Raw genomic sequence first — 18,006 nt, 5'->3', positions numbered from 1 at the left:
CGCCACAGGCCCCACGTGTTCCGCAGCCCCTACCCGTCCTTCTCCGGACGGGGGACGCCCGCCGCGGTGTACGCCGCCTGCTCGTCCAGGGTCTCGTTGGCGAGCAGCGCCCGCGCCAGCGCGTCCAGGCGGTCGCGGTTGTCGCGGAGTTGGCGGCAGGCGCTCTCGTAGCACTCGTCCACGATGCGCCGCATCTCGTGCTCCACCGCGTCCAGCGTCGCGGGCGCGGCCGAGAGGCCGTACGGCTGATGGGCCTCGTTCGGGATCGCCGTCAGGCGGCCGACCCGTTGGCTCATGCCCCAGCGGGCGACCATGCCGCGGGCCAGGTGGGTGACCTGCTCCAGGTCGCTTTCCGAGCCCGTCGTGATGACGTTGAAGACGACGTGTTCGGCCGCCATGCCGCCCAGCGCGCCGGTGATGCGGCCGCGCAGATACTCCTCGGTGTACGCGTACCTGTCGGCGTCGGGGGTGGAGAGCGTGACGCCCAGCGCCCGGCCGCGCGGCACGATCGTGACCTTGCGGACCGGGTCCGCCCCCGGCTGGAGCATGCCGAGCAGCGCGTGGCCGCTCTCGTGGTAGGCGGTGCGCCGGCGGTCCTCCTCCGGCATGACCAGCGGGCGCTCCGCGCCGAGCTGGACCTTCTCCAGGGCGGCCCGGAAGTCGGCCTGGGTGACCTCCACCTCCGGCTGCTTGCGTTTGACCGCGCGAAGTGCCGCCTCGTTCGCCAGGCTGGCCAGATCCGCGCCCGTCATCCCCGGTGTGGCAGCCGCCATCTCGCCCAGGTCGACGTCCTTGGCGAGCGGCATGGCTCGGGTGTGGATCTTGAGGATGGCCTCCCGGCCGTCCCTGTCCGGCGGCGAGACCCGGACGACGCGGTCGAAGCGGCCGGGCCGGGTCAGGGCGGGGTCGAGGATGTCGGCCCGGTTGGTCGCGGCCAGGATGACCACGCCCTCGGAGCCGTTGAGGCCGTCCATCTCGGTGAGGATCTGGTTGAACGTCAGCTCACGCTCGTCGTGCCCGCCCAGACCCGCGCCGGCGCCGCGTGCGCGCCCGATCGTGTCGATCTCGTCGATGAAGATGATCGCGGGCGCCACCTTGCGCGCCTCGGCGAAGAGTTCGCGGACCCGGCTCGCCCCGACGCCGACGATCATCTCGATGAACTCGGAGGCCGACGCCGAGAAGAACGGCACTCCGCCCTCGCCCGCCACTGCCCGCGCGATCAGCGTCTTCCCGGTCCCGGGCGGCCCTGCCAGCAGTACCCCGCCCGGCATCCTCGCGCCCATCCTCCGGTACGCCTGCGGGTTCTTGAGGAAGTCGACGAGATCATTGAGCTCGCCCTTGACCTCGTCGATCCCGGCGACGTCGTCGAAGGTGGTGCGCTTGCCCGGCTCGGCCTCGACCGGCTTGGGCGGTCCCCTGCGCCCGAAGGCTCCGGGGCCCGCCAACGCGCCCATCCGCCGGGCGAAGAACACCCACAGCAGGATCAGCAGCCCCGTCGGCGCGAGCGAGAGCAGAAGATTGGACAGGAGGCTGCGCTGTACGACGACCGGCTCGGCCGTCACGGTGACCTGGTGCTTGCTCAGCTCGGCCCAGAGCTTGTCGTCGGCGAAGGCCGGACGCTGGGTCGTGAACGAGGTGTAGTCGCCGTTGCCACCCGGGAGCGGTGCCGCCTTCTTGAGCTCGCCCTGGATCGTGCCGCCCTTGGCGTAGATCTTCGAGACGTTCCCGGCCGTGACCTGCTTGCTGAACTCCGTGTACGGGACGGTCGGCTGACCACCGCCGTTGAAGGCGGACAGCAGCAGATTGGCGATCAGATAGACGACGAGCACGGCAAGGGCCAGTCCGACCCAGCCGCCGGGCATCTTCTTCCCGGGCGCAGGGGACGGCGGCGCACCCTCGGAGCGCCACGGCTTGTCCGGGGTCCCACGCGGCGGCACGGGGTTGCTCATATCCGGACGTTAAGCCAGAAAAGCAACGTGGGCACCCGCTCGGCGGGTGCCCACGTCGACGTACGAGAGCAGTACGAGCCGCAGGAGATCAGCCCATGAACTTCTTGAACTCGTCCGGCAGCTCGAAGTCCTTGCCCTGCTCACCGGCCGGCATACCGAAGGCCCCGCCCTGCGCCGCCTGTTCACGGCGCGCCGCGGCCGCCTGCTCCTCGGCCTTCCGCTTCATCGGGTTGCCGCTCTTGCGCTTGCCCTTGGCCTGCTTGACCTGCTTCTTCTGCCGACCGGGACCGCCGCCCATCCCTGGCATCCCGGGCATACCCGGCATCCCGCCGCCCTGCGCCATCCTCGACATCATCTTGCGGGCCTCGAAGAACCGCTCCACCAGGCCCTTCACCGCGCTGACCTCGACACCGGAGCCCTTGGCGATACGGGCCCGGCGCGAGCCGTTGATGATCGTCGGCTCCGCGCGCTCGCCGGGTGTCATCGACTTGATGATCGCGGCGGTACGGTCCACGTCCCGCTCGTCGATGTTGTTGATCTGGTCCTTGATCTGTCCCATGCCGGGCAGCATCCCGAGCAGCTTGGAGATGGAGCCCATCTTCCTGACCTGCTCCATCTGGGCCAGGAAGTCGTCGAGCGTGAAGTCCTTGCCCTTGCTGCTCGCCAGCTTGGAGGCCATCTTGGCGGCCTCTTCCTGGCTGAAGGTCTGCTCGGCCTTCTCGATCAGGCTGAGCATGTCGCCCATGCCGAGGATGCGGGACGCCATACGGTCCGGGTGGAACGCGTCGAAGTCGTCCAGCTTCTCGCCGTTGGAGGCGAACATGATCTGGCGGCCGGTGACGTGCGCGATGGAGAGCGCCGCACCACCGCGGGCGTCACCGTCGAGCTTGGCGAGCACCACGCCGTCGAAGCCGACGCCGTCGCGGAAGGCCTCCGCGGTGTTGACCGCGTCCTGACCGATCATCGCGTCGACGACGAACAGGACCTCGTCCGGGCTGATCACGTCCCGGATGTCCGCGGCCTGCTGCATCATCTCGGCGTCGATGCCGAGGCGGCCCGCGGTGTCGACGATGACGACGTCGTACTGCTTCGCCCTGGCGTGCTCGATGGAGTCCTTGGCGACTTTGACCGGGTCGCCGACGCCGTTGCCGGGCTCGGGCGCGTAGACCGCGACGCCCGCGCGCTCGGCGACGACGCTCAGCTGGTTCACGGCGTTCGGACGCTGCAGGTCACAGGCGACGAGCAGCGGCGAGTGGCCCTGGCCCTTGAGCCAGAGGCCGAGCTTTCCGGCCAGCGTCGTCTTACCGGCACCCTGCAGACCCGCGAGCATGATCACGGTCGGCGGCTGCTTGGCGAAGCGGAGCCGGCGGGTCTCGCCGCCGAGGATGCCGATGAGCTCCTCGTTGACGATCTTGATGACCTGCTGGGCCGGGTTCAGCGCCTGGGAGACCTCGGCACCGGCCGCGCGCTCCTTGATCTGCTTGATGAAGGCGCGGACGACGGGCAGCGCCACGTCCGCTTCGAGCAGCGCGATACGGATCTCGCGCGCCGTGGCGTCGATGTCCGCCTCGGACAGGCGGCCCTTGCCCCGGAGGTTCTTGAATGTCGCGGCAAGGCGGTCGGAGAGGGTGTCGAACACGGTGGTCGCGGATCCTCGGGTTAGGTGGGCAGGCGGACAGTGCCCCCCAGGGTATCCGGACGCACGCGGTGGGGTCAGCACCGTGGGGGGGCTCACGTCAGGCGCGCAGCACCGCCTCCAGCGCACGGGCCGTCTCGACGGCCTCCTCGGCGGGCAGCGGTGTCCCTTCGGGGCCCGTCACATAGAAGGCGTCCACGGCGTTCGCACCCAGTGTGGAGACATGGGCGCTGCGCACCCGGAGCGCCGCGCCCTCCAGCGCCCGGCCGATCCGGTGCAGCAGGCCCGGGGCGTCATGGGCACGCACCTCGATGACCGTGGCCAGACTCGACCCCACGGCGGCCACCGTCACCCGCGGCGGCGGTGCCTTGACCCCGCGGCGGCGCGGATAGGCGGCCTCGCGCTCGGCGAGCCTGGCCGGGATGTCGAGCGAGCCGTCCAGGGCACGTACGAGATCGGAGCGGAGCCGGGCGGCCTGCGGCAGTGAGCCGTACTCCGCCGCAACGCGCCAGCTCAGCAGCAGTACGCCGGTGGGCTCGCCGAGTTCGCTGGGCAGGTCGACGGAGCGCAGGTCGGCGGCGCGGACCGTGAGCCGGTGCAGGGCGAGCACACCGGCCGCCGCGGGCAGTACGCCCGGCTGGTCGGGCAGCGCGATCAGCAGCTCGACGCCGACGGGTTCGGGGTCCTCGCCCGCGGCCGGTTCGGTCTGGGCATGCAGCGCCAGCACCGGTTCGCCGGTGCGCAGCGCCTCGATGGCGAGCCGCTCCTGCTCGGCGCTGGGGGCCGCCGGCTCCGGCTCCGCCGCGGCGTCGCCGGCGAGGACGGACGCGACCCGTTTCACCAGATCGGCCACCAGCGAGCCGCGCCAGGACGACCAGGCCGCGGGCCCGGTGGCGAGCGCGTCGGCCTCGGTGAGGGCGTGCAGCAACTCAAGGGTGCTGACAGAGCCGACAACCTCCGCGACGGACGCGACCGTCGCCGGGTCGTCCAGATCGCGCCGGGTGGCCGTCTCGACGAGCAGCAGATGGTGGCGTACGAGTGTGGCGATGACGGCCACGTCGGCGCGGTCGAATCCGATCCTGGTCGCGACATCGCGCGCGATGGTCTCGCCCGCGACCGAGTGGTCACCGGGCCAGCCCTTGCCGATGTCGTGCAGCAGGGCCGCGACCAGCAGCAGATCGGGGCGGCCGACGCGACGGGTCAGCGCGGAGGCCTTGACCGCCGCCTCGACGAGATGCCGGTCGACGGTCCAGGTGTGCACGGCGTTGCGCTGCGGCCGGCAGCGGACGCGCTCCCAGTCCGGGATCAGCTGGGTGATCAGGCCCTCGGCCTCCAGTGCCTCCCACACCCCGACCGTCGACTCCCCCGCGCCGAGCAGGGTGACAAGCTCCTCGCGGGCGTCGGCGGGCCAGGGCACGGGCAGCGGGCGGGTGGTGGCGGCGAGCCGCCGTACCGCGTGCAGGGAGATCGGCAGGCCCGACTGGGCGGCGGCGGCAGCGGCCCGCAGCGGCAGCACGGGGTCGCGTTCGGGCCGCGCCGCGCGGGCGAGCACCACCTCGCCGTCCTGCTCCACGACGCCCTCGGCGAGCGGGCTGCGCTCAGGCTCCGGGCGACGGCCTCCGGCCAGCATGGCCCGCAGCCGGGGCCGGACGGAGCGCGCCTTGAGCACCCGGTTCACCTCACGCCAGGTGACGTCGGTGGCGTACGACACGGTGCGCGCCGCCTCGTAGACCTGCCGCAGCAGTGCGTCGGCGTCCAGCAGGCCGAGTTCGGCGGCAACCTGGTCCTGTTCCTGCAGGGCGAGCCGGTCGGTGGCCCGGCCGGTCGTCAGATGCAGCGCGTCGCGCGCGTCCAGCAGCGCCCGGCGCGCCTCGGCGAGCCCTTCGCGCGGCGCGTCGGCGAGCCAGGAGGCGGCGACGGCGCGCAGCGCGGTGGCGTCCCGCAGCCCGCCGCGGGCCTCCTTCAGGTCCGGTTCGAGCAGGAACTGCAACTCGCCCTGGCGCTCGGCCCGTTCCCGGCAGAGTTCGTCCAGCTCGGGCAGCCGCTTGGGGGCCTGATTGCGCCAGTCGGCCAGTACGGCGGTGCGCAGCCCCGCGACAAGGCCCAGGTCGCCCGCGACAGGGCGGGCGTCAAGCAGCCCGAGCTGCACCTTTAGGTCCTCGCCCGCGGTCTTGCGGGCCTCGCCCGGGGTGCGTACGGAGTGGTCGAGAGCGAGCCCCAGGTCCCAGACCGGGTACCAGATCCGGTCGGCGAGGCCGGCGAGCGCGGCCGCGTCCGCAGATCCGTCGTGCAGCAGGAGCAGATCGAGGTCGCTGCGCGGGGAGAGCTCCCCGCGTCCGTAGCCGCCGACGGAGACGAGCGCCGCGCCGCGCACCCCGGCCTCCAGGCATGCGGTGGTGAACAGCGCGGCGAGCCAGTCGTCGGTCAGTCTGGCCAGGGCCGCACGGCGCGGCGGCCCGGACTGCGCGTTCTCATTGAGAAGGCGCAGCCGGGCCGCCGCATAGCCGCTGGGTCGCGAGTCTTCCGCTTCGGTCGTCTCTTCGAGGCTCGTCACCCCAGCAGCTCCCTTTCTGAGTTACAGCGCGTCCGGGCCGCGTTCGCCCGTCCGCACTCGTACTGCCGTGTCGACCGGGACGCTCCACACCTTGCCGTCGCCGATCTTGCCGGTGCGGGCCGCCTTGACGACCACGTCGATCAGCTGCTCGGCGTCGTCGTCCTCGACCAGCACCTCGATACGGATCTTCGGCACCAGGTCGACGGTGTACTCGGCGCCCCGGTAGACCTCGGTGTGACCGCGCTGGCGGCCGTAACCACTGGCCTCCGTGACCGTGAGCCCCTGGACTCCGAAGGCCTGCAGGGCCTCCTTGATCTCGTCCAGCCGGTGTGGCTTCACGACTGCGGTGATGAGCTTCATGCGTCCACCTTCTTGTTCCGGTCTGCGGCTGCCACGGTCTCACCCGGCGCGGGCACGTCCTTGCGGGAGCCTGCGCCGCCGCCCGCACCGCTGAAGTCGTACGCCGTCTCGGCGTGCTCGTCCTGGTCGATGCCGGAGACCTCGACGTCCTCGCTGACACGCATCCCGATCGTCTTGTCGATGAGGAAGGCGAGGATCGCAGAGGCAACCAGAGAGTAGGCCAGGACCGCGCCGACACCGGCGAGCTGCTTCCACAGCTGGTCCAGCTTGTGGTCACCGTAGAAGAGGCCGGCCGCCGTGGACTGGCCGCCGCCGGTGGCGAAGAAGCCGATGAGGATCGAGCCGACGACACCGCCGACGAGGTGGACTCCGACGACGTCGAGCGAGTCGTCGTAGCCGAACTTGTACTTCAGGCCCACGGCCATGGCGCACAGCAGACCGGCGATGGCGCCGATGGCGATCGCGCCGAGCGGGGAGCAGGAGCCACCGGACGGGGTGATCGCGACGAGACCGGCGACGGCACCGGAGGCGGCGCCGAGCGTAGTGAACGCGCCGTGGCGGATCTTCTCGTACGCCAGCCAGGCGAGCATGGCGGCGGCGGTGGCAATCTGCGTGTTGATGAACATCAGCGCGCCCACGCCGTCGTCGTTGCCGAGCCAGGAGCCGGCGTTGAAGCCGAACCAGCCGAACCACAGCAGACCGGCGCCGAGCATCACCAGCGGCAGGGAGTGCGGCCGCATCGGGTCCTTCTTGAAGCCGACGCGCTTGCCGATCACCAGGATCACGCCGAGCGCAGCCGCACCGGCGTTAATGTGCACCGCGGTACCACCGGCGAAGTCGATCACGCCGAGTTCGAAGGCCCAGCCGCCGGTGCCCCAGACCCAGTGGGCGACCGGGAAGTAAACAATGGTGACCCAGAGGGCGATGAACAGCGCCCAGGCGGTGAACTTCACACGGTCCGCGAGCGCACCGCTTATCAGCGCGGGCGTGATGATCGCGAACATCAGCTGGAAGACGGCGAAGACATACACCGGGATGGTGTAGCCGTCCCACAGCTCGGTGAGGCCGATGCCGCTCAGGCCTACGTAGTCGGAGCTCCAGCCGATGATGGAGCCCGAGTCGGTGCCGAACGCGAGGCTGAATCCGTACAGCACCCACAGGATGGTGACGATCCCGAGGCTGATGAAACTCATCATGAGCATGTTCAGGGTGGACTTGACGCGGACCATGCCTCCGTAGAAGAAGGCCAGGGCGGGCGTCATCAGCATCACCAGGGCGGAGCAGATGAGCATGAAGCCGGTGTTGGCTGCAGACAGCGTTGGTGCGTCTGCGGCAAGCGTCGAGATGCCTTGAGGCATCGGCGTCTCCTCGTCGTCGGTGCGGCCGCGTGCGGGCGGAGCCTGAAGCGGTTCGGGCGGGCCGGTTATGCGCCCTGAGATTGGCGCAGCGCGGTTTCGGTCGATGCCGCACGATGTTTCGCGGCGGTGACGAAGGGGTCCGGCGTGTTACGCCGCGATGAACTGCCCGCTCATGATCGGCGCCAGGAGTATCCTCTGCCCACATCACAATCCGACATCACCGACCGACATCACGAACCGACCGCGACGTCACCCGCTGACCTGGCGTGAGGGGAGCCGAGTCGGACTGTTCGGGGTGAGCGTCGCGGCCGGGGCCTGGTGGGCACCGCTGCCTCAGACCGCTTCGGCGGTCTCGGGCAGCTGTGATGTGAGCTGGTCGGTGAAGTGGGCGACCTCGGCCACGTCACCGAAGTCCCGGGCCGCCGTGTCGACGGTCTTGCGCAGCCGGGTGTTGACCCGCTCGGAGCGGACCCGCTTGGCGACCTTGAGAGCGTGTCCGGCCAGGACCGTGGCCTGCTCGGGCTCCTTCTTGAGCAGATGGACGGTGGCCATGCCGATCAGATTGAGTGCGTACGACCGCTGGTGCTCGTCGTCCTTGCCGAAGAGCTCGACCGCGCGCTGCATGACGGGCTCGGCCAGCGAGGCGTAGGTGGGGCTGCGGCCGGCCACATAGGCCAGGTCGCGGTACGAGTGGGCGTTCTCGCCGTTGAGCTCGGCCTCGGAGAAGAAGCGGATCCAGTCGGGCTCGGGCTCGCCCTCGAGAACGGCGTCGCCGAAGGTGTCCTCGGCCATCCGGACGGCTCGTTTGCACTTGCTCGGCTGGCCCATGTTGGCGTACGCGCGGGCCTCCATCGCATACAGCATCGCCTGGGTGCGCGGAGTCGCGCAGTCGCGGCTGCCGTACTGCGCGAGATGGACGAGCTCCAGGGCGTCGTCGGGCCGCCCGAGGTGGATCATCTGGCGGCTCATGGAGGACAGGATGTACGAGCCGAGGGGCTTGTCGCCCGCCTCCTTGGCGGCGTGCAGTGCCAGGACGAAGTACTTCTGCGCGGTGGGCTGCAGCCCCACGTCGTAGCTCATCCAGCCGGCCAGCTCGGCGAGCTCGGCCGCGCACTTGAACAGCCGCTGGGACGTGGCCTCGGGCTGCGCCTCCTGTAACAGGTCGGTGACCTCGTGGAGCTGGCCCACGACGGCCTTGCGCCGCAGTCCGCCGCCGCACTGCGCGTCCCACTGGCGGAACATCGCGGTGGTGGACTCCAGCAGATCGAGCTCGGGCTTGGAGAGCCGGGCCGACCTGCGCAGGACGCCCGGGGCCTTCGCTCCCGGCTCCGGGCCCGGGGACGGCACCAGCCAGCGCTGCATGGGCTCGACGAGGGCGGGCCCCGCGGCGAGGGCGAGCGAGGTCCCGAGGAAGCCGCGCCGCGCCAGCATCAGGTCGCTGCGCGAGAACTCGCCGAGCAGGGCGACGGTCTGCGGACCCGCCCAGGGGAGATCGACCCCGGACACCGAGGGTGACTGGTGCGCCGAGCGCAGACCGAGATCCTCGATGGCGACGACGCTGCCGAAACGCTCGGAGAACAGCTCGGAGAGGATGCGCGGAATGGGCTCGCGCGGCTGCTCGCCGTCGAGCCAGCGGCGTACGCGTGAGGTGTCGGTGCTGATGTGGTGTGCGCCCATCTGGCGCGCCCGGCGGTTCACTTGACGCGCCAGTTCGCCCTTCGACCAACCACTGCGCACGAACCACGAGCTCAACTGCTCGTTCGGGCGCTTGTCGGTATGCGTACCGCCTGCGCCGTTGCCGCCCACTGGAACGCTCCCATCCGCTGAGGCCTTGTCGCACGAAACCCTTACCAGAATGCCGTGAATTACGGCTGTCCGTATGACGGTTGCACCCCTCGAACGGGAAACCGAGTTGCCTCCGGCATACCCGCGGGTGCGCAGATCTCAAGGGCTCGTGTACTCAACGTAGTCCTACGATCACCCCTCCAGTGAGGGCGATTCAATAATCGCCACCATTCGCCACCCCTTCGAATGAACTCCCTTGGCGCCGGGCGCGATTCACTTGACACACGACGATCAGGAGGCAGCGGAGCGGTGCATACGGAGGCGCGCGCTTCGGTACGCACCACCCCTGTCGCCACTGTGCGCCGCCAGTTCTTACTGATTGCGACGCAGGGTAACGAGAAGACTTCAGGTCGTAACCACCGGCGTTTTCGACCCGTTGGAGGGGGCATGGGCTTCACGATCGGCGGCAGCCGGGGGATCAGGGAGATCAGGCCCGGCTCATGGCGCCGCGGCCGCACCGCGGAGTGCACCGTGGTGGCCGAGTACACAGGGCTGTGGGGCTGGGACGTGGTGCCGGGGGCGCGAGCGGCGTCAGCGGAGTGCTCCTGCGGCGCGGCGGACTGCGCGTCCCCGGGGGCACATCCACTCGGCTTCGCCCCCGAGGTCCCCGCGGGCGCGACACTGGACGAGGTCGCCAAGGCGTGGGCCGAGGTGCCGGGCGCGACAGTTCTGCTGCCGGTCGGCCGCACCTTCGACATCCTCGATGTCGCCGCCCCGGCGGGCCGCCGGGCGCTGGTGCGGCTGGAGCGGATGGGCCTGCCGCTGGGCCCGGTGACGGCAACGCCGGACGGCCGGTGCCAGTTCTTCGTGGCCCCCGGCGCCGCGGACGAACTCCCGCAGCTGCTCTACCGGATGGGCTGGGACGACGCGGACCTGGATCTGCAGTGCCTGGGCCTGGGCAGCCACATCACGGCCCCGCCGTCGGACCATGCGGGGCTGGGGCCGGTCGACTGGCTGCGGCCGCCGTCGCTGGACACGGCGGTGGCTCCGCCGCAGGCGCGGTTGTTGCTGGGGACGCTGGCGTACGTCTGCCACCGCACGTTTCCCTGAGCGCGGGGTATCGCCTGCGGCGGGCCTGTGAACTGGGGGAAAGCCCCCAGACCCCCGGACGCCTGCTGGGGGTCCCCCCACGCCCGCAGGGCGTAGGGGGAGTGTCCTCAATCGCCGGACGGGCTTGATTTCCGTCGGCGATTGAGGACCGGGGTCCGGGGCGGAGCCCTAGCTACTTGCCCCTGAAGAAGTCCGGGCTTGTCCTGGGGTGACCTGGGCCGAGTGCTGGTGCCGTGGGGCCGTGGCCGCCACAGTGGTGGTGGGTCGATGCGGCCGGGGGTGGTGGCGATGTTGCGGTTGTCCGTGCCGCAGGACAGTTGGTGGGAGGTACTGCCGGAGCAGGCGCGGCAGCTGCCTGCCGAGCTGGCCCGGATCGATGCGTACTTGGACGACGAGCGGTTCGTCGCCCCGTGGCGGATGGTGTTCGCCGAGCGGCTGGGGCGGCCGTCGGTCCCGGTCGAGACGCTGCTGCGCCTGCTCTACCTCAAGCACCGCTACCAGCTCGGATACGAGACGCTGTGCCGTGAGGTGGCGGACTCGCTGAGCTGGAGGCGGTTCTGCAGGATCCCGCTGACGTCCCCGGTGCCTCACCCGACCACGCTGGTCAAGCTCGTACGCCGCAGCGGCACCCAGACCATTGAACAGCTCAACGCAGCGCTGCTGGGCAAGCTGGTCGAGGACAAGCTGCTGCGGTGCCGCAAACTGCGCATCGACACCACCGTGGTCGAAGCCGACATCGACCACCCCACGGACGCCGACCTGCTGGAGCACGGGGTGCGCAAGCTGGGCCGGCTGGTGCGTCGGATCAAGGCCACTGGCGCCGCCCGTCGCACCCGTTTCCGGGACCGCAGCCGATCAGCAGGCCGCCGCCTGAAGCAGATCTCCCGCACCCTGCGTCGGCGCACCGGCCAGGCGCTGGGCGAAATCGACCAGCTCACCGGCGAAGTCGCCGCCATCGCCTCAGCGACGCTGCAGGATGTGGCCGCGGTGGAGCGCAACGCGCGGCGCGCACTGCGCGCGCGGCCCTCGGGGCGGCTGGCACACCTGGTCGGTGAGCTGGCCGGGACGGTGGCGGGCACCCGGCGCCTGCTGGAACAGACCGCGTTACGGCTGGCGGGCACTCGCAAGATCCCCGACCGACTGGTGTCGCTGGCCGACCCTGACGCCCGGCCGATCCGCAAGGGCAAGCCCCAGCACCCCACCCAGTTCGGCTACACCGCGCTGGTCGCCGAGGACGAAGGCGGCTTCGTCGTCGACCACCAGGTCCACCGCGGGAACCCGGCCGATGCCCCGCAGTTGGTGCCCGCGGTCGAGCGGGTGAGCACGCTCGCCGGCCGGGTGCCGGCAACTGTGGTCGCCGACCGCGGCTTCGGCACCGCGGCCAACGACCGGGCGCTGGCCGAACTCGGGGTCCGGAGGATCGGCCTCCAGCGCACCGGAACCCCGGGGAAGGCCCGCCGGGAGTACGAACGCAGCCGCCCGTTCCGGCGAATGCGCAACTGGAGAGTCGGTATCGAAGCCCGGATCAGCCACCTCAAGCGCAGCTTCGGATTCCGCCGCACCCGCCTCCGCCGCCTGGCAGGCGCACAGACCTGGGCCGGACTCGGGATCTTCGCCTACAACCTCCACCGGATGACCGTCATCGCCCGGTGAACAACAACGGCACCCCGCCCGACATCAGGGCCACTCCGCAGCAACGGCCCCCGCCACCAGGCCAAACCCTTTTTCAGGGGCAAGTAGCTAGTCGCCGATCAGCGCGTCGACGAACGCCTCGGGCTCGAACGGCGCCAGGTCGTCCGGGCCCTCCCCCAGGCCCACCAGCTTCACCGGTACGCCCAGCTCCCGCTGGACCGCGATCACGATGCCGCCCTTCGCCGTGCCGTCCAGCTTGGTCAGCACGATGCCGGTGATGTCCACGACCTCCGCGAACACCCGCGCCTGCACCAGACCGTTCTGACCGGTCGTCGCGTCCAGGACCAGCAGGATCTCGTCCAGCGGACCGTGCTTCTCGACGACGCGCTTGACCTTGCCGAGCTCGTCCATCAGGCCCGTCTTGGTGTGCAGCCGGCCCGCCGTGTCGATGAGTACGACGTCCGCGCCCTCGGCGATGCCCTCCTTGACCGCGTCGTACGCGATCGACGCCGGGTCGCCGCCCTCGGGACCGCGCACCGTGCGTGCCCCGACCCGCTCTCCCCAGGTCTGGAGCTGGTCCGCGGCGGCCGCGCGGAAGGTGTCCGCCGCCCCGAGCACCACCGAGCGGCCGTCCGCGACGAGCACCCGCGCCAGCTTGCCCGTCGTCGTGGTCTTGCCGGTGCCGTTGACGCCGACGACCATCACGACGCCCGGGGTGTCCAGACCGCTCTCGGTCTTCACCGCGCGGTCGAAGTCCGTACCGAGCAGCTGCAGCAGCTCTTCGCGCAGCAGCCCGCGCAGCTCGTCGGGCGTACGGGTGCCGAGGACCCGCACCCGCTCGCGCAGCCGCTCGACCAGCTCCTGGGTCGGCGCTACGCCGACGTCGGCGGTGAGCAGGGTGTCCTCGATCTCCTCCCAGGTCTCCTCGTCGAGGTTGTCGCGCGACAGGAGCGTGAGCAGCCCCTTGCCGAGGGAGTTCTGGGAGCGGGCGAGGCGGGCGCGCAGCCGGACCAGACGGCCGGCGGTCGGCTCGGGAATCTCGATCTCGGGGACCGGCGGCGCCGCGACGACCGGATCCTCGACGGCGGGCGGGGTCGCGACGGCCTCTTCGGCCGACGGAAGGTCGACCTCCTCGATCGTGCGACGCGGCTCCTCGACCGTCGGCGCAGCGTCCTCACCGACCTGAGGTTCGGCGGGCGGGGCAGTGATGGTCGGCGTGCTCGACGGTGCCGAGGGCGGCAGCTGCTTCTTCTTGCGGCTGCTGACCACGAGCCCGCTGATCGCGCCGACCGCGACCAGGGCGATGACTACAGCAAGGATGACGATGTCCATAACCCACCCAGTATCGGCCACGACGCTCGGCCGCAGCGGCCTCGGAGGATCCCACAAAGACCTCCCGACGCTATTTGCACCTTTTGGGGGATCCATACGATGCTGGTGGTTCTGGCCTTCTGCCGGCCGAGCCTCTCCCGGAGCCCCCCACCTCGTACGGAGCCTTTTTCATGCCGCACGCCTCCGAGTCCGAAGGCGCGATAGAAACCCGTGGCCTAGAACCCGTCCCCGACAACGAGCGCACCGGCCACATCCGCGAACTCTTCCCCACCTGGGTCGCCGCCAACATCAGTGTGCTGTTGCTCACGATGGGCGCGGGACTGATCGTCTTCAACGGTCTGAACTTCTGGCAGGTGCTGATCGTCGGGATAACGGCGCCCGTCGTCTCGTACGGCATCGTGGGCCTGATCTCCATCGCCGGCAAGCGCGGCGGCTCCCCCGGCATGGCACTGTCCCGCGCGGTTTTCGGCCAGCGTGGCAATCTCTTCCCCGGCTCGCTGATCTGGGTCGCGCGCTGGGGCTGGGAGACCATCAACGCGGTCACCGGCTCGTACGCCCTGCTGACCGTTCTGGACCTGCTCCTCGGCATCGGGTCCAGTACCGCGCTGATCGTCGTCACCCTGCTGCTCTTCGTCGCCTGCACCTTCCTGGTCTCCGGGCTCGGCATCAACGCCCTGCGTGTGTGCAGCAGATGGTCGACCTATCTCTTCGGCGCGTTCAGCGTCCTGGTGCTGATCCATCTCGTCGCGAACACCGACTGGTCCGCGGTCTTCGACAAGCCGGCCGGATCAACCGCCTTGATGGTCGCGGGCATCGGCACCCTTGCGGCGGGCGGCATCAGCTGGGTGCCCTCGGGCCCGGACTTCACCCGCTATCTGCCACGCACCGCCTCCTCGAAGGCCATGGTCGGCTCGACAGTCGGCGGCGCGACGATCGTTGTGCTGCCGATGGCGCTGATGGGCGCGGTGATGGCGGTCTCGACCCCGGACCTGGCGAGCGCCGGTGACCCGGTCTCCTTCATCGGCGAGCTGCTGCCGGCCTGGATCTCGGTTCCGTATCTGCTCATTGCGCTGGTCGGCATGGTGCTCATCAACTCGATGTCGATGTACTCGGCGGGCTTCACCGCGCAGACGCTGGGGATCAGGATCCCGCGCGCCTGGGCGGTCAGTGTGAACGCCGTGATCAGCCTGGTCCTCGGCTTTCTGCTGATGGTGGTGGCGACCAGCTTCATCGGCTCGTTCATCTCCTTCCTGACGCTGCTCGCGGTGGCGTTCTCGGCGTGGATCGGTGTGTTCGGCGTGGACATGCTGCGCCGGCGCACCTACGACGGCGAGGCGCTGATGGACACCACGCGCACCAGCGCCTACTGGTACCGGGGCGGCTTCGCCCGGCAGGCGATGGTCTCGTGGGGTGTCGCGCTGCTGGTCGGTCTGCTCTTCACCAAGGTCGACTGGTTCGCCGGTCCGCTGGCCTCGTCCTGGATCGGGCGGAACGGCCTGGGGTGGGTGGTCACCGTCGTGGTCGCGGCTCTGCTGTACGCGGCGCTGCCGCGCATCCGTCCCGCGGAGTCCACCGAACCGGTCACCGCAGAACGCGAGCCCGCGTCCATTTCAATCTGACGCTACGTCAGCTACCGTTCCCCTCCGCTGCCGTTCAGCCCCGCCGGCCCACTTTTCGGCCGGGGGCCGGGGGTTGACCCCCGGGAAGACACAGCCACCCGGCGGAGGGGGACGTTCCCATGGCTTTCACAGTGGCCCGCTTCAATCTCGTCGATCCCGAGGCCGCGCCCGAGACCCTCGCGGCCCGCTACCGCGCCGCCCTGGAGATGGCCGCGTACGCCGACGACCGCGGCATCGACACGATCCAGACCGAGGAGCACCACGGCGCCGACAACAACTGGCTGCCCTCTCCCTTCGTCTTCGCGGGCTCCGTCCTCGGCTCCACGCGCCGTATCGCCGTGACGGTCTCCGCGATCATCGGCCCGCTCTACGATCCGCTGCGGCTCGCCGAGGACATCGCCGTACTCGATCTGATCGGCAAGGGACGGCTCGTCACGGTCGCGGGCATCGGCTACCGGCCCGAGGAGTACGAGGCCCACGGCGTCGACTGGGGCAGCCGCGGCAAGCTCCAGGACCGGCTGCTGGAGACGCTGCTCACGGCGTGGACCGGAGAGCCTTTCAGCTATCGGGGTCGTACGGTCCGGGTGACCCCGCGCCCCTACACCCAGCCGCATCCGCCGCTGCTCGTCGGCGGCTCCTCGCAGGCCGCCGCCCGCCGCGCCGCCCGGCTCGGGCTGCCGTTCTTCCCCAGCGCGCATCTGCCGGAACTTCGGACGTACTACCAGGAGAAGCTCGCCGAATACGGCACCGAGGGCTGGACCATGATGCCCGCCGAGAAGACGTCTCTCCTGCATCTCAGTGAGGACCCGGACCGCACCTGGGCCGAGTACGGGAAGCACTTCCTGCACGAGGCGCGCACGTACGCCTCCTGGCAGTCGAAGGACATCCGCTCCGCCGTGCGCTCGAAGGCGACGACGGTCGAGGAACTGCGCACCGAGGGTGTGTACCGGATCGTCACGCCGGACGAGTGCGTGGCGCTCGGCGCGGAGAGTCTGGTGCTGCATCCGCTGTGCGGCGGCATGCCGGTGGACGAGGGCTGGCGCAGCATCCAGCTCTTCGCGGAGAGTGTGCTCCCCCGGCTGGGCGGCTGAGCGGTCGGCAGTCGCCGCGCGGGAGCGGTGGCCCCGCCCGCGCAGGTGAATCGGTACTGCCCCGGCTCAAGGCTGAGCCGGGGCAGTTCCGTGGTGAGGAGAGGGGCAGCGGGGATTAGCCCATCTCCTCCAACGCCTTGCCCTTTGTCTCCTTCACGAACAAGAGCACGAAGGGGATCGAGAGCACGGCGAAGACCGAGTAGATGATGTACGTGCCCGAGAGATTCCAGTCCGACAGGCTCGGGAAGCTCGCGGTGATGGCCCAGTTGGCGATCCACTGCGCGGACGCGGCGACGCCGAGCGCCGCGGCGCGGATGCGGTTGGGGAACATCTCACCCAGGAAGACCCACACCACCACGCCCCACGAGAGGGCGAAGAAGAGCACGAAGACATGCGCGGCGACCAGGGCGACGACGCCCTGGGGGTTCGGCAGTTTGCCGTCGACGAGCTCGGCGGAGAACGCCCAGGCCTCGCAGGCGAGGGCGATCGCCATTCCGGCCGAGCCGACGAGGGCGAGCGGACGGCGGCCCACCCGGTCGACGAGGACCATCGCGATCACGGTGCCGATGATGTTGATGATCGACGTGGTGAACGAGTAGAGGAACGAGTCGGTCGGGTGGATGCCGACGGACTGCCACAGCGTCGACGAGTAGTAGAACGCCACGTTGATGCCGACGAGCTGCTGGAAGACGGAGAGTCCGATGCCGACCCAGACGATGGGCAGGAAGCCGAAGCCGCCCAGCAGGTCCTTGAAGGTCGACTTGTGCTCGCGGCGCATCGCGAGGTCGATCTCGGCGACCCGGGCGTCCAGGTCGACGTGCTTGCCCTCGACCTCGCTGAGCACTTCCTTGGCCTTGTCGCGCTGGTCGACGGAGATCAGGAAGCGGGGGGACTCGGGGATCGCGAAGGACAGCAGTCCGTAGAGCACCGCCGGTACGACCATGACGCCGAGCATCCACTGCCATGCCTCGAGCCCGCCGATGACACCGCGCTGCTCGCCGTCGGCGAGCTGCAGGATGGCGTAGTTCACCAGTTGGGAGATGGCGATGCCGATGACGATGGCGGCCTGCTGGAAGGAGGCGAGCCGGCCGCGGTAGGCGGCGGGAGAGACCTCGGCGATATAGGCCGGGCCGATGACCGAGGCCATGCCGATCGCGAAGCCGCCGATGATGCGCCAGAAGGCGAGGTCCCAGAGGGCGAAGGGGAGGGCGGAGCCGACCGCGCTGATGGTGAAGAGCACGGCGGCGATCTGCATACAGCGGATGCGGCCGATGCGGTCGGCGATCCGGCCGGCGGTGGCGGCGCCGATGGCGCAGCCGATCAGGGCGATGGCGATGACCTGGGCGAGCGTTCCGGAGCCGATGTCGTAGCGGTCCCGGATGGCCTCGACGGCGCCGTTGATGACCGAACTGTCGTAACCGAAGAGGAAGCCGCCCATCGCGGCGGCGGCCGTGATGAAGATGACATGGCCGAGATGCTCGGGATGAGCCTCTCGGGCTCCCGAGGCCGGGGGCTTCTCAATGCTGGTCACAACTACTCCTGGGGCCGTCCGGCTGCGTCGCCGGGCGTGGGGGGCGGGA

Annotated in this window: 12 protein-coding genes; 4 read left to right on the top strand and 8 right to left on the bottom strand. The window is 70.3% G+C overall.

Annotated elements, in window-relative coordinates; genetic code table 11:
• Positions 1–29: 29 nt before the first annotated feature.
• The 6 genes from ftsH to nsdA form a co-directional block, all read right to left on the bottom strand.
• Positions 30–1,949, bottom strand: a complete 1,920-nt coding sequence (gene ftsH, locus ACQEVG_RS27920; RefSeq protein ID WP_432988729.1) for an ATP-dependent zinc metalloprotease FtsH — start codon at positions 1,947–1,949, stop codon at positions 30–32.
• Between the two features lie 88 nt (positions 1,950–2,037).
• On the bottom strand, positions 2,038–3,588 hold the full coding sequence (gene ffh / locus ACQEVG_RS27915; protein WP_432988727.1) for a signal recognition particle protein: 1,551 nt from the start codon (positions 3,586–3,588) through the stop codon (positions 2,038–2,040).
• 97 nt (positions 3,589–3,685) lie between these two features.
• Positions 3,686–6,139 (bottom strand): [protein-PII] uridylyltransferase, encoded by a 2,454-nt coding sequence (locus tag ACQEVG_RS27910; RefSeq protein WP_432988725.1) that lies wholly within the window; start codon positions 6,137–6,139, stop codon positions 3,686–3,688.
• Positions 6,140–6,160: 21 nt separating this feature from the next.
• Positions 6,161–6,499, bottom strand: a complete 339-nt coding sequence (locus tag ACQEVG_RS27905) for a P-II family nitrogen regulator (protein WP_084904268.1) — start codon at positions 6,497–6,499, stop codon at positions 6,161–6,163.
• Positions 6,496–7,857: an ammonium transporter gene (locus tag ACQEVG_RS27900; RefSeq protein ID WP_432988723.1), complete on the bottom strand. Its 1,362-nt coding sequence runs from the start codon at positions 7,855–7,857 to the stop codon at positions 6,496–6,498. Before ACQEVG_RS27900 ends, ACQEVG_RS27905 begins: the two co-directional genes overlap by 4 nt.
• Before the next feature lie 333 nt (positions 7,858–8,190).
• Complete coding sequence (gene nsdA / locus ACQEVG_RS27895) at positions 8,191–9,663, bottom strand: transcriptional repressor NsdA (RefSeq protein WP_432988721.1); 1,473 nt, start codon at positions 9,661–9,663, stop codon at positions 8,191–8,193.
• A gap of 426 nt (positions 9,664–10,089) precedes the next feature.
• Here nsdA and ACQEVG_RS27890 point away from each other — a divergent pair, with 426 nt between their 5' ends.
• Positions 10,090–10,752, top strand: a complete 663-nt coding sequence (locus tag ACQEVG_RS27890; RefSeq protein WP_432988719.1) for a bifunctional DNA primase/polymerase — start codon at positions 10,090–10,092, stop codon at positions 10,750–10,752.
• 288 nt (positions 10,753–11,040) lie between these two features.
• Positions 11,041–12,405 (top strand): ISNCY family transposase, encoded by a 1,365-nt coding sequence (locus tag ACQEVG_RS27885; protein WP_432992954.1) that lies wholly within the window; start codon positions 11,041–11,043, stop codon positions 12,403–12,405.
• Between the two features lie 87 nt (positions 12,406–12,492).
• Here ACQEVG_RS27885 and ftsY read toward each other — a convergent pair whose 3' ends face one another.
• Positions 12,493–13,716, bottom strand: a complete 1,224-nt coding sequence (gene ftsY / locus ACQEVG_RS27880; RefSeq protein ID WP_432988717.1) for a signal recognition particle-docking protein FtsY — start codon at positions 13,714–13,716, stop codon at positions 12,493–12,495.
• Between the two features lie 170 nt (positions 13,717–13,886).
• On the opposite strand from ftsY, the gene ACQEVG_RS27875 reads away from it, so the two are divergent.
• Together ACQEVG_RS27875 and ACQEVG_RS27870 are read left to right on the top strand one after the other, a co-directional pair.
• On the top strand, positions 13,887–15,335 hold the full coding sequence (locus ACQEVG_RS27875) for a cytosine permease (RefSeq protein WP_432988715.1): 1,449 nt from the start codon (positions 13,887–13,889) through the stop codon (positions 15,333–15,335).
• Positions 15,336–15,454: 119 nt separating this feature from the next.
• Positions 15,455–16,426 carry an LLM class flavin-dependent oxidoreductase gene (locus ACQEVG_RS27870; protein WP_432988713.1) on the top strand — a complete coding sequence of 324 codons (972 nt, stop codon included), beginning with the start codon at positions 15,455–15,457 and terminating at the stop codon, positions 16,424–16,426.
• A gap of 115 nt (positions 16,427–16,541) precedes the next feature.
• On the opposite strand, the gene ACQEVG_RS27865 is transcribed toward ACQEVG_RS27870, so the two are convergent.
• Complete coding sequence (locus ACQEVG_RS27865; RefSeq protein WP_432988711.1) at positions 16,542–17,957, bottom strand: sugar porter family MFS transporter; 1,416 nt, start codon at positions 17,955–17,957, stop codon at positions 16,542–16,544.
• Positions 17,958–18,006: the final 49 nt, after the last annotated feature.

Source organism: Streptomyces sp. CA-135486, from assembly GCF_050936555.1.
GTDB lineage: Bacteria > Actinomycetota > Actinomycetes > Streptomycetales > Streptomycetaceae > Streptomyces.
This window is presented reverse-complemented; position numbering and strand designations above follow the sequence as displayed.

Bases quoted from the DNA above. Each gene is read 5' to 3' on its own strand.
- ACQEVG_RS27870 (WP_432988713.1), top strand. From the start codon at position 15,455: ATGGCTTTCACAGTGGCCCGCTTCAATCTCGTCGATCCCGAGGCCGCG.
- ACQEVG_RS27905 (WP_084904268.1), bottom strand. From the start codon at position 6,499: ATGAAGCTCATCACCGCAGTCGTGAAGCCACACCGGCTGGACGAGATC.
- ACQEVG_RS27885 (WP_432992954.1), top strand. From the start codon at position 11,041: ATGTTGCGGTTGTCCGTGCCGCAGGACAGTTGGTGGGAGGTACTGCCG.
- ACQEVG_RS27875 (WP_432988715.1), top strand. From the start codon at position 13,887: ATGCCGCACGCCTCCGAGTCCGAAGGCGCGATAGAAACCCGTGGCCTA.
- ftsY (WP_432988717.1), bottom strand. From the start codon at position 13,716: ATGGACATCGTCATCCTTGCTGTAGTCATCGCCCTGGTCGCGGTCGGC.
- ACQEVG_RS27900 (WP_432988723.1), bottom strand. From the start codon at position 7,857: ATGCCTCAAGGCATCTCGACGCTTGCCGCAGACGCACCAACGCTGTCT.
- ACQEVG_RS27890 (WP_432988719.1), top strand. From the start codon at position 10,090: ATGGGCTTCACGATCGGCGGCAGCCGGGGGATCAGGGAGATCAGGCCC.
- ftsH (WP_432988729.1), bottom strand. From the start codon at position 1,949: ATGAGCAACCCCGTGCCGCCGCGTGGGACCCCGGACAAGCCGTGGCGC.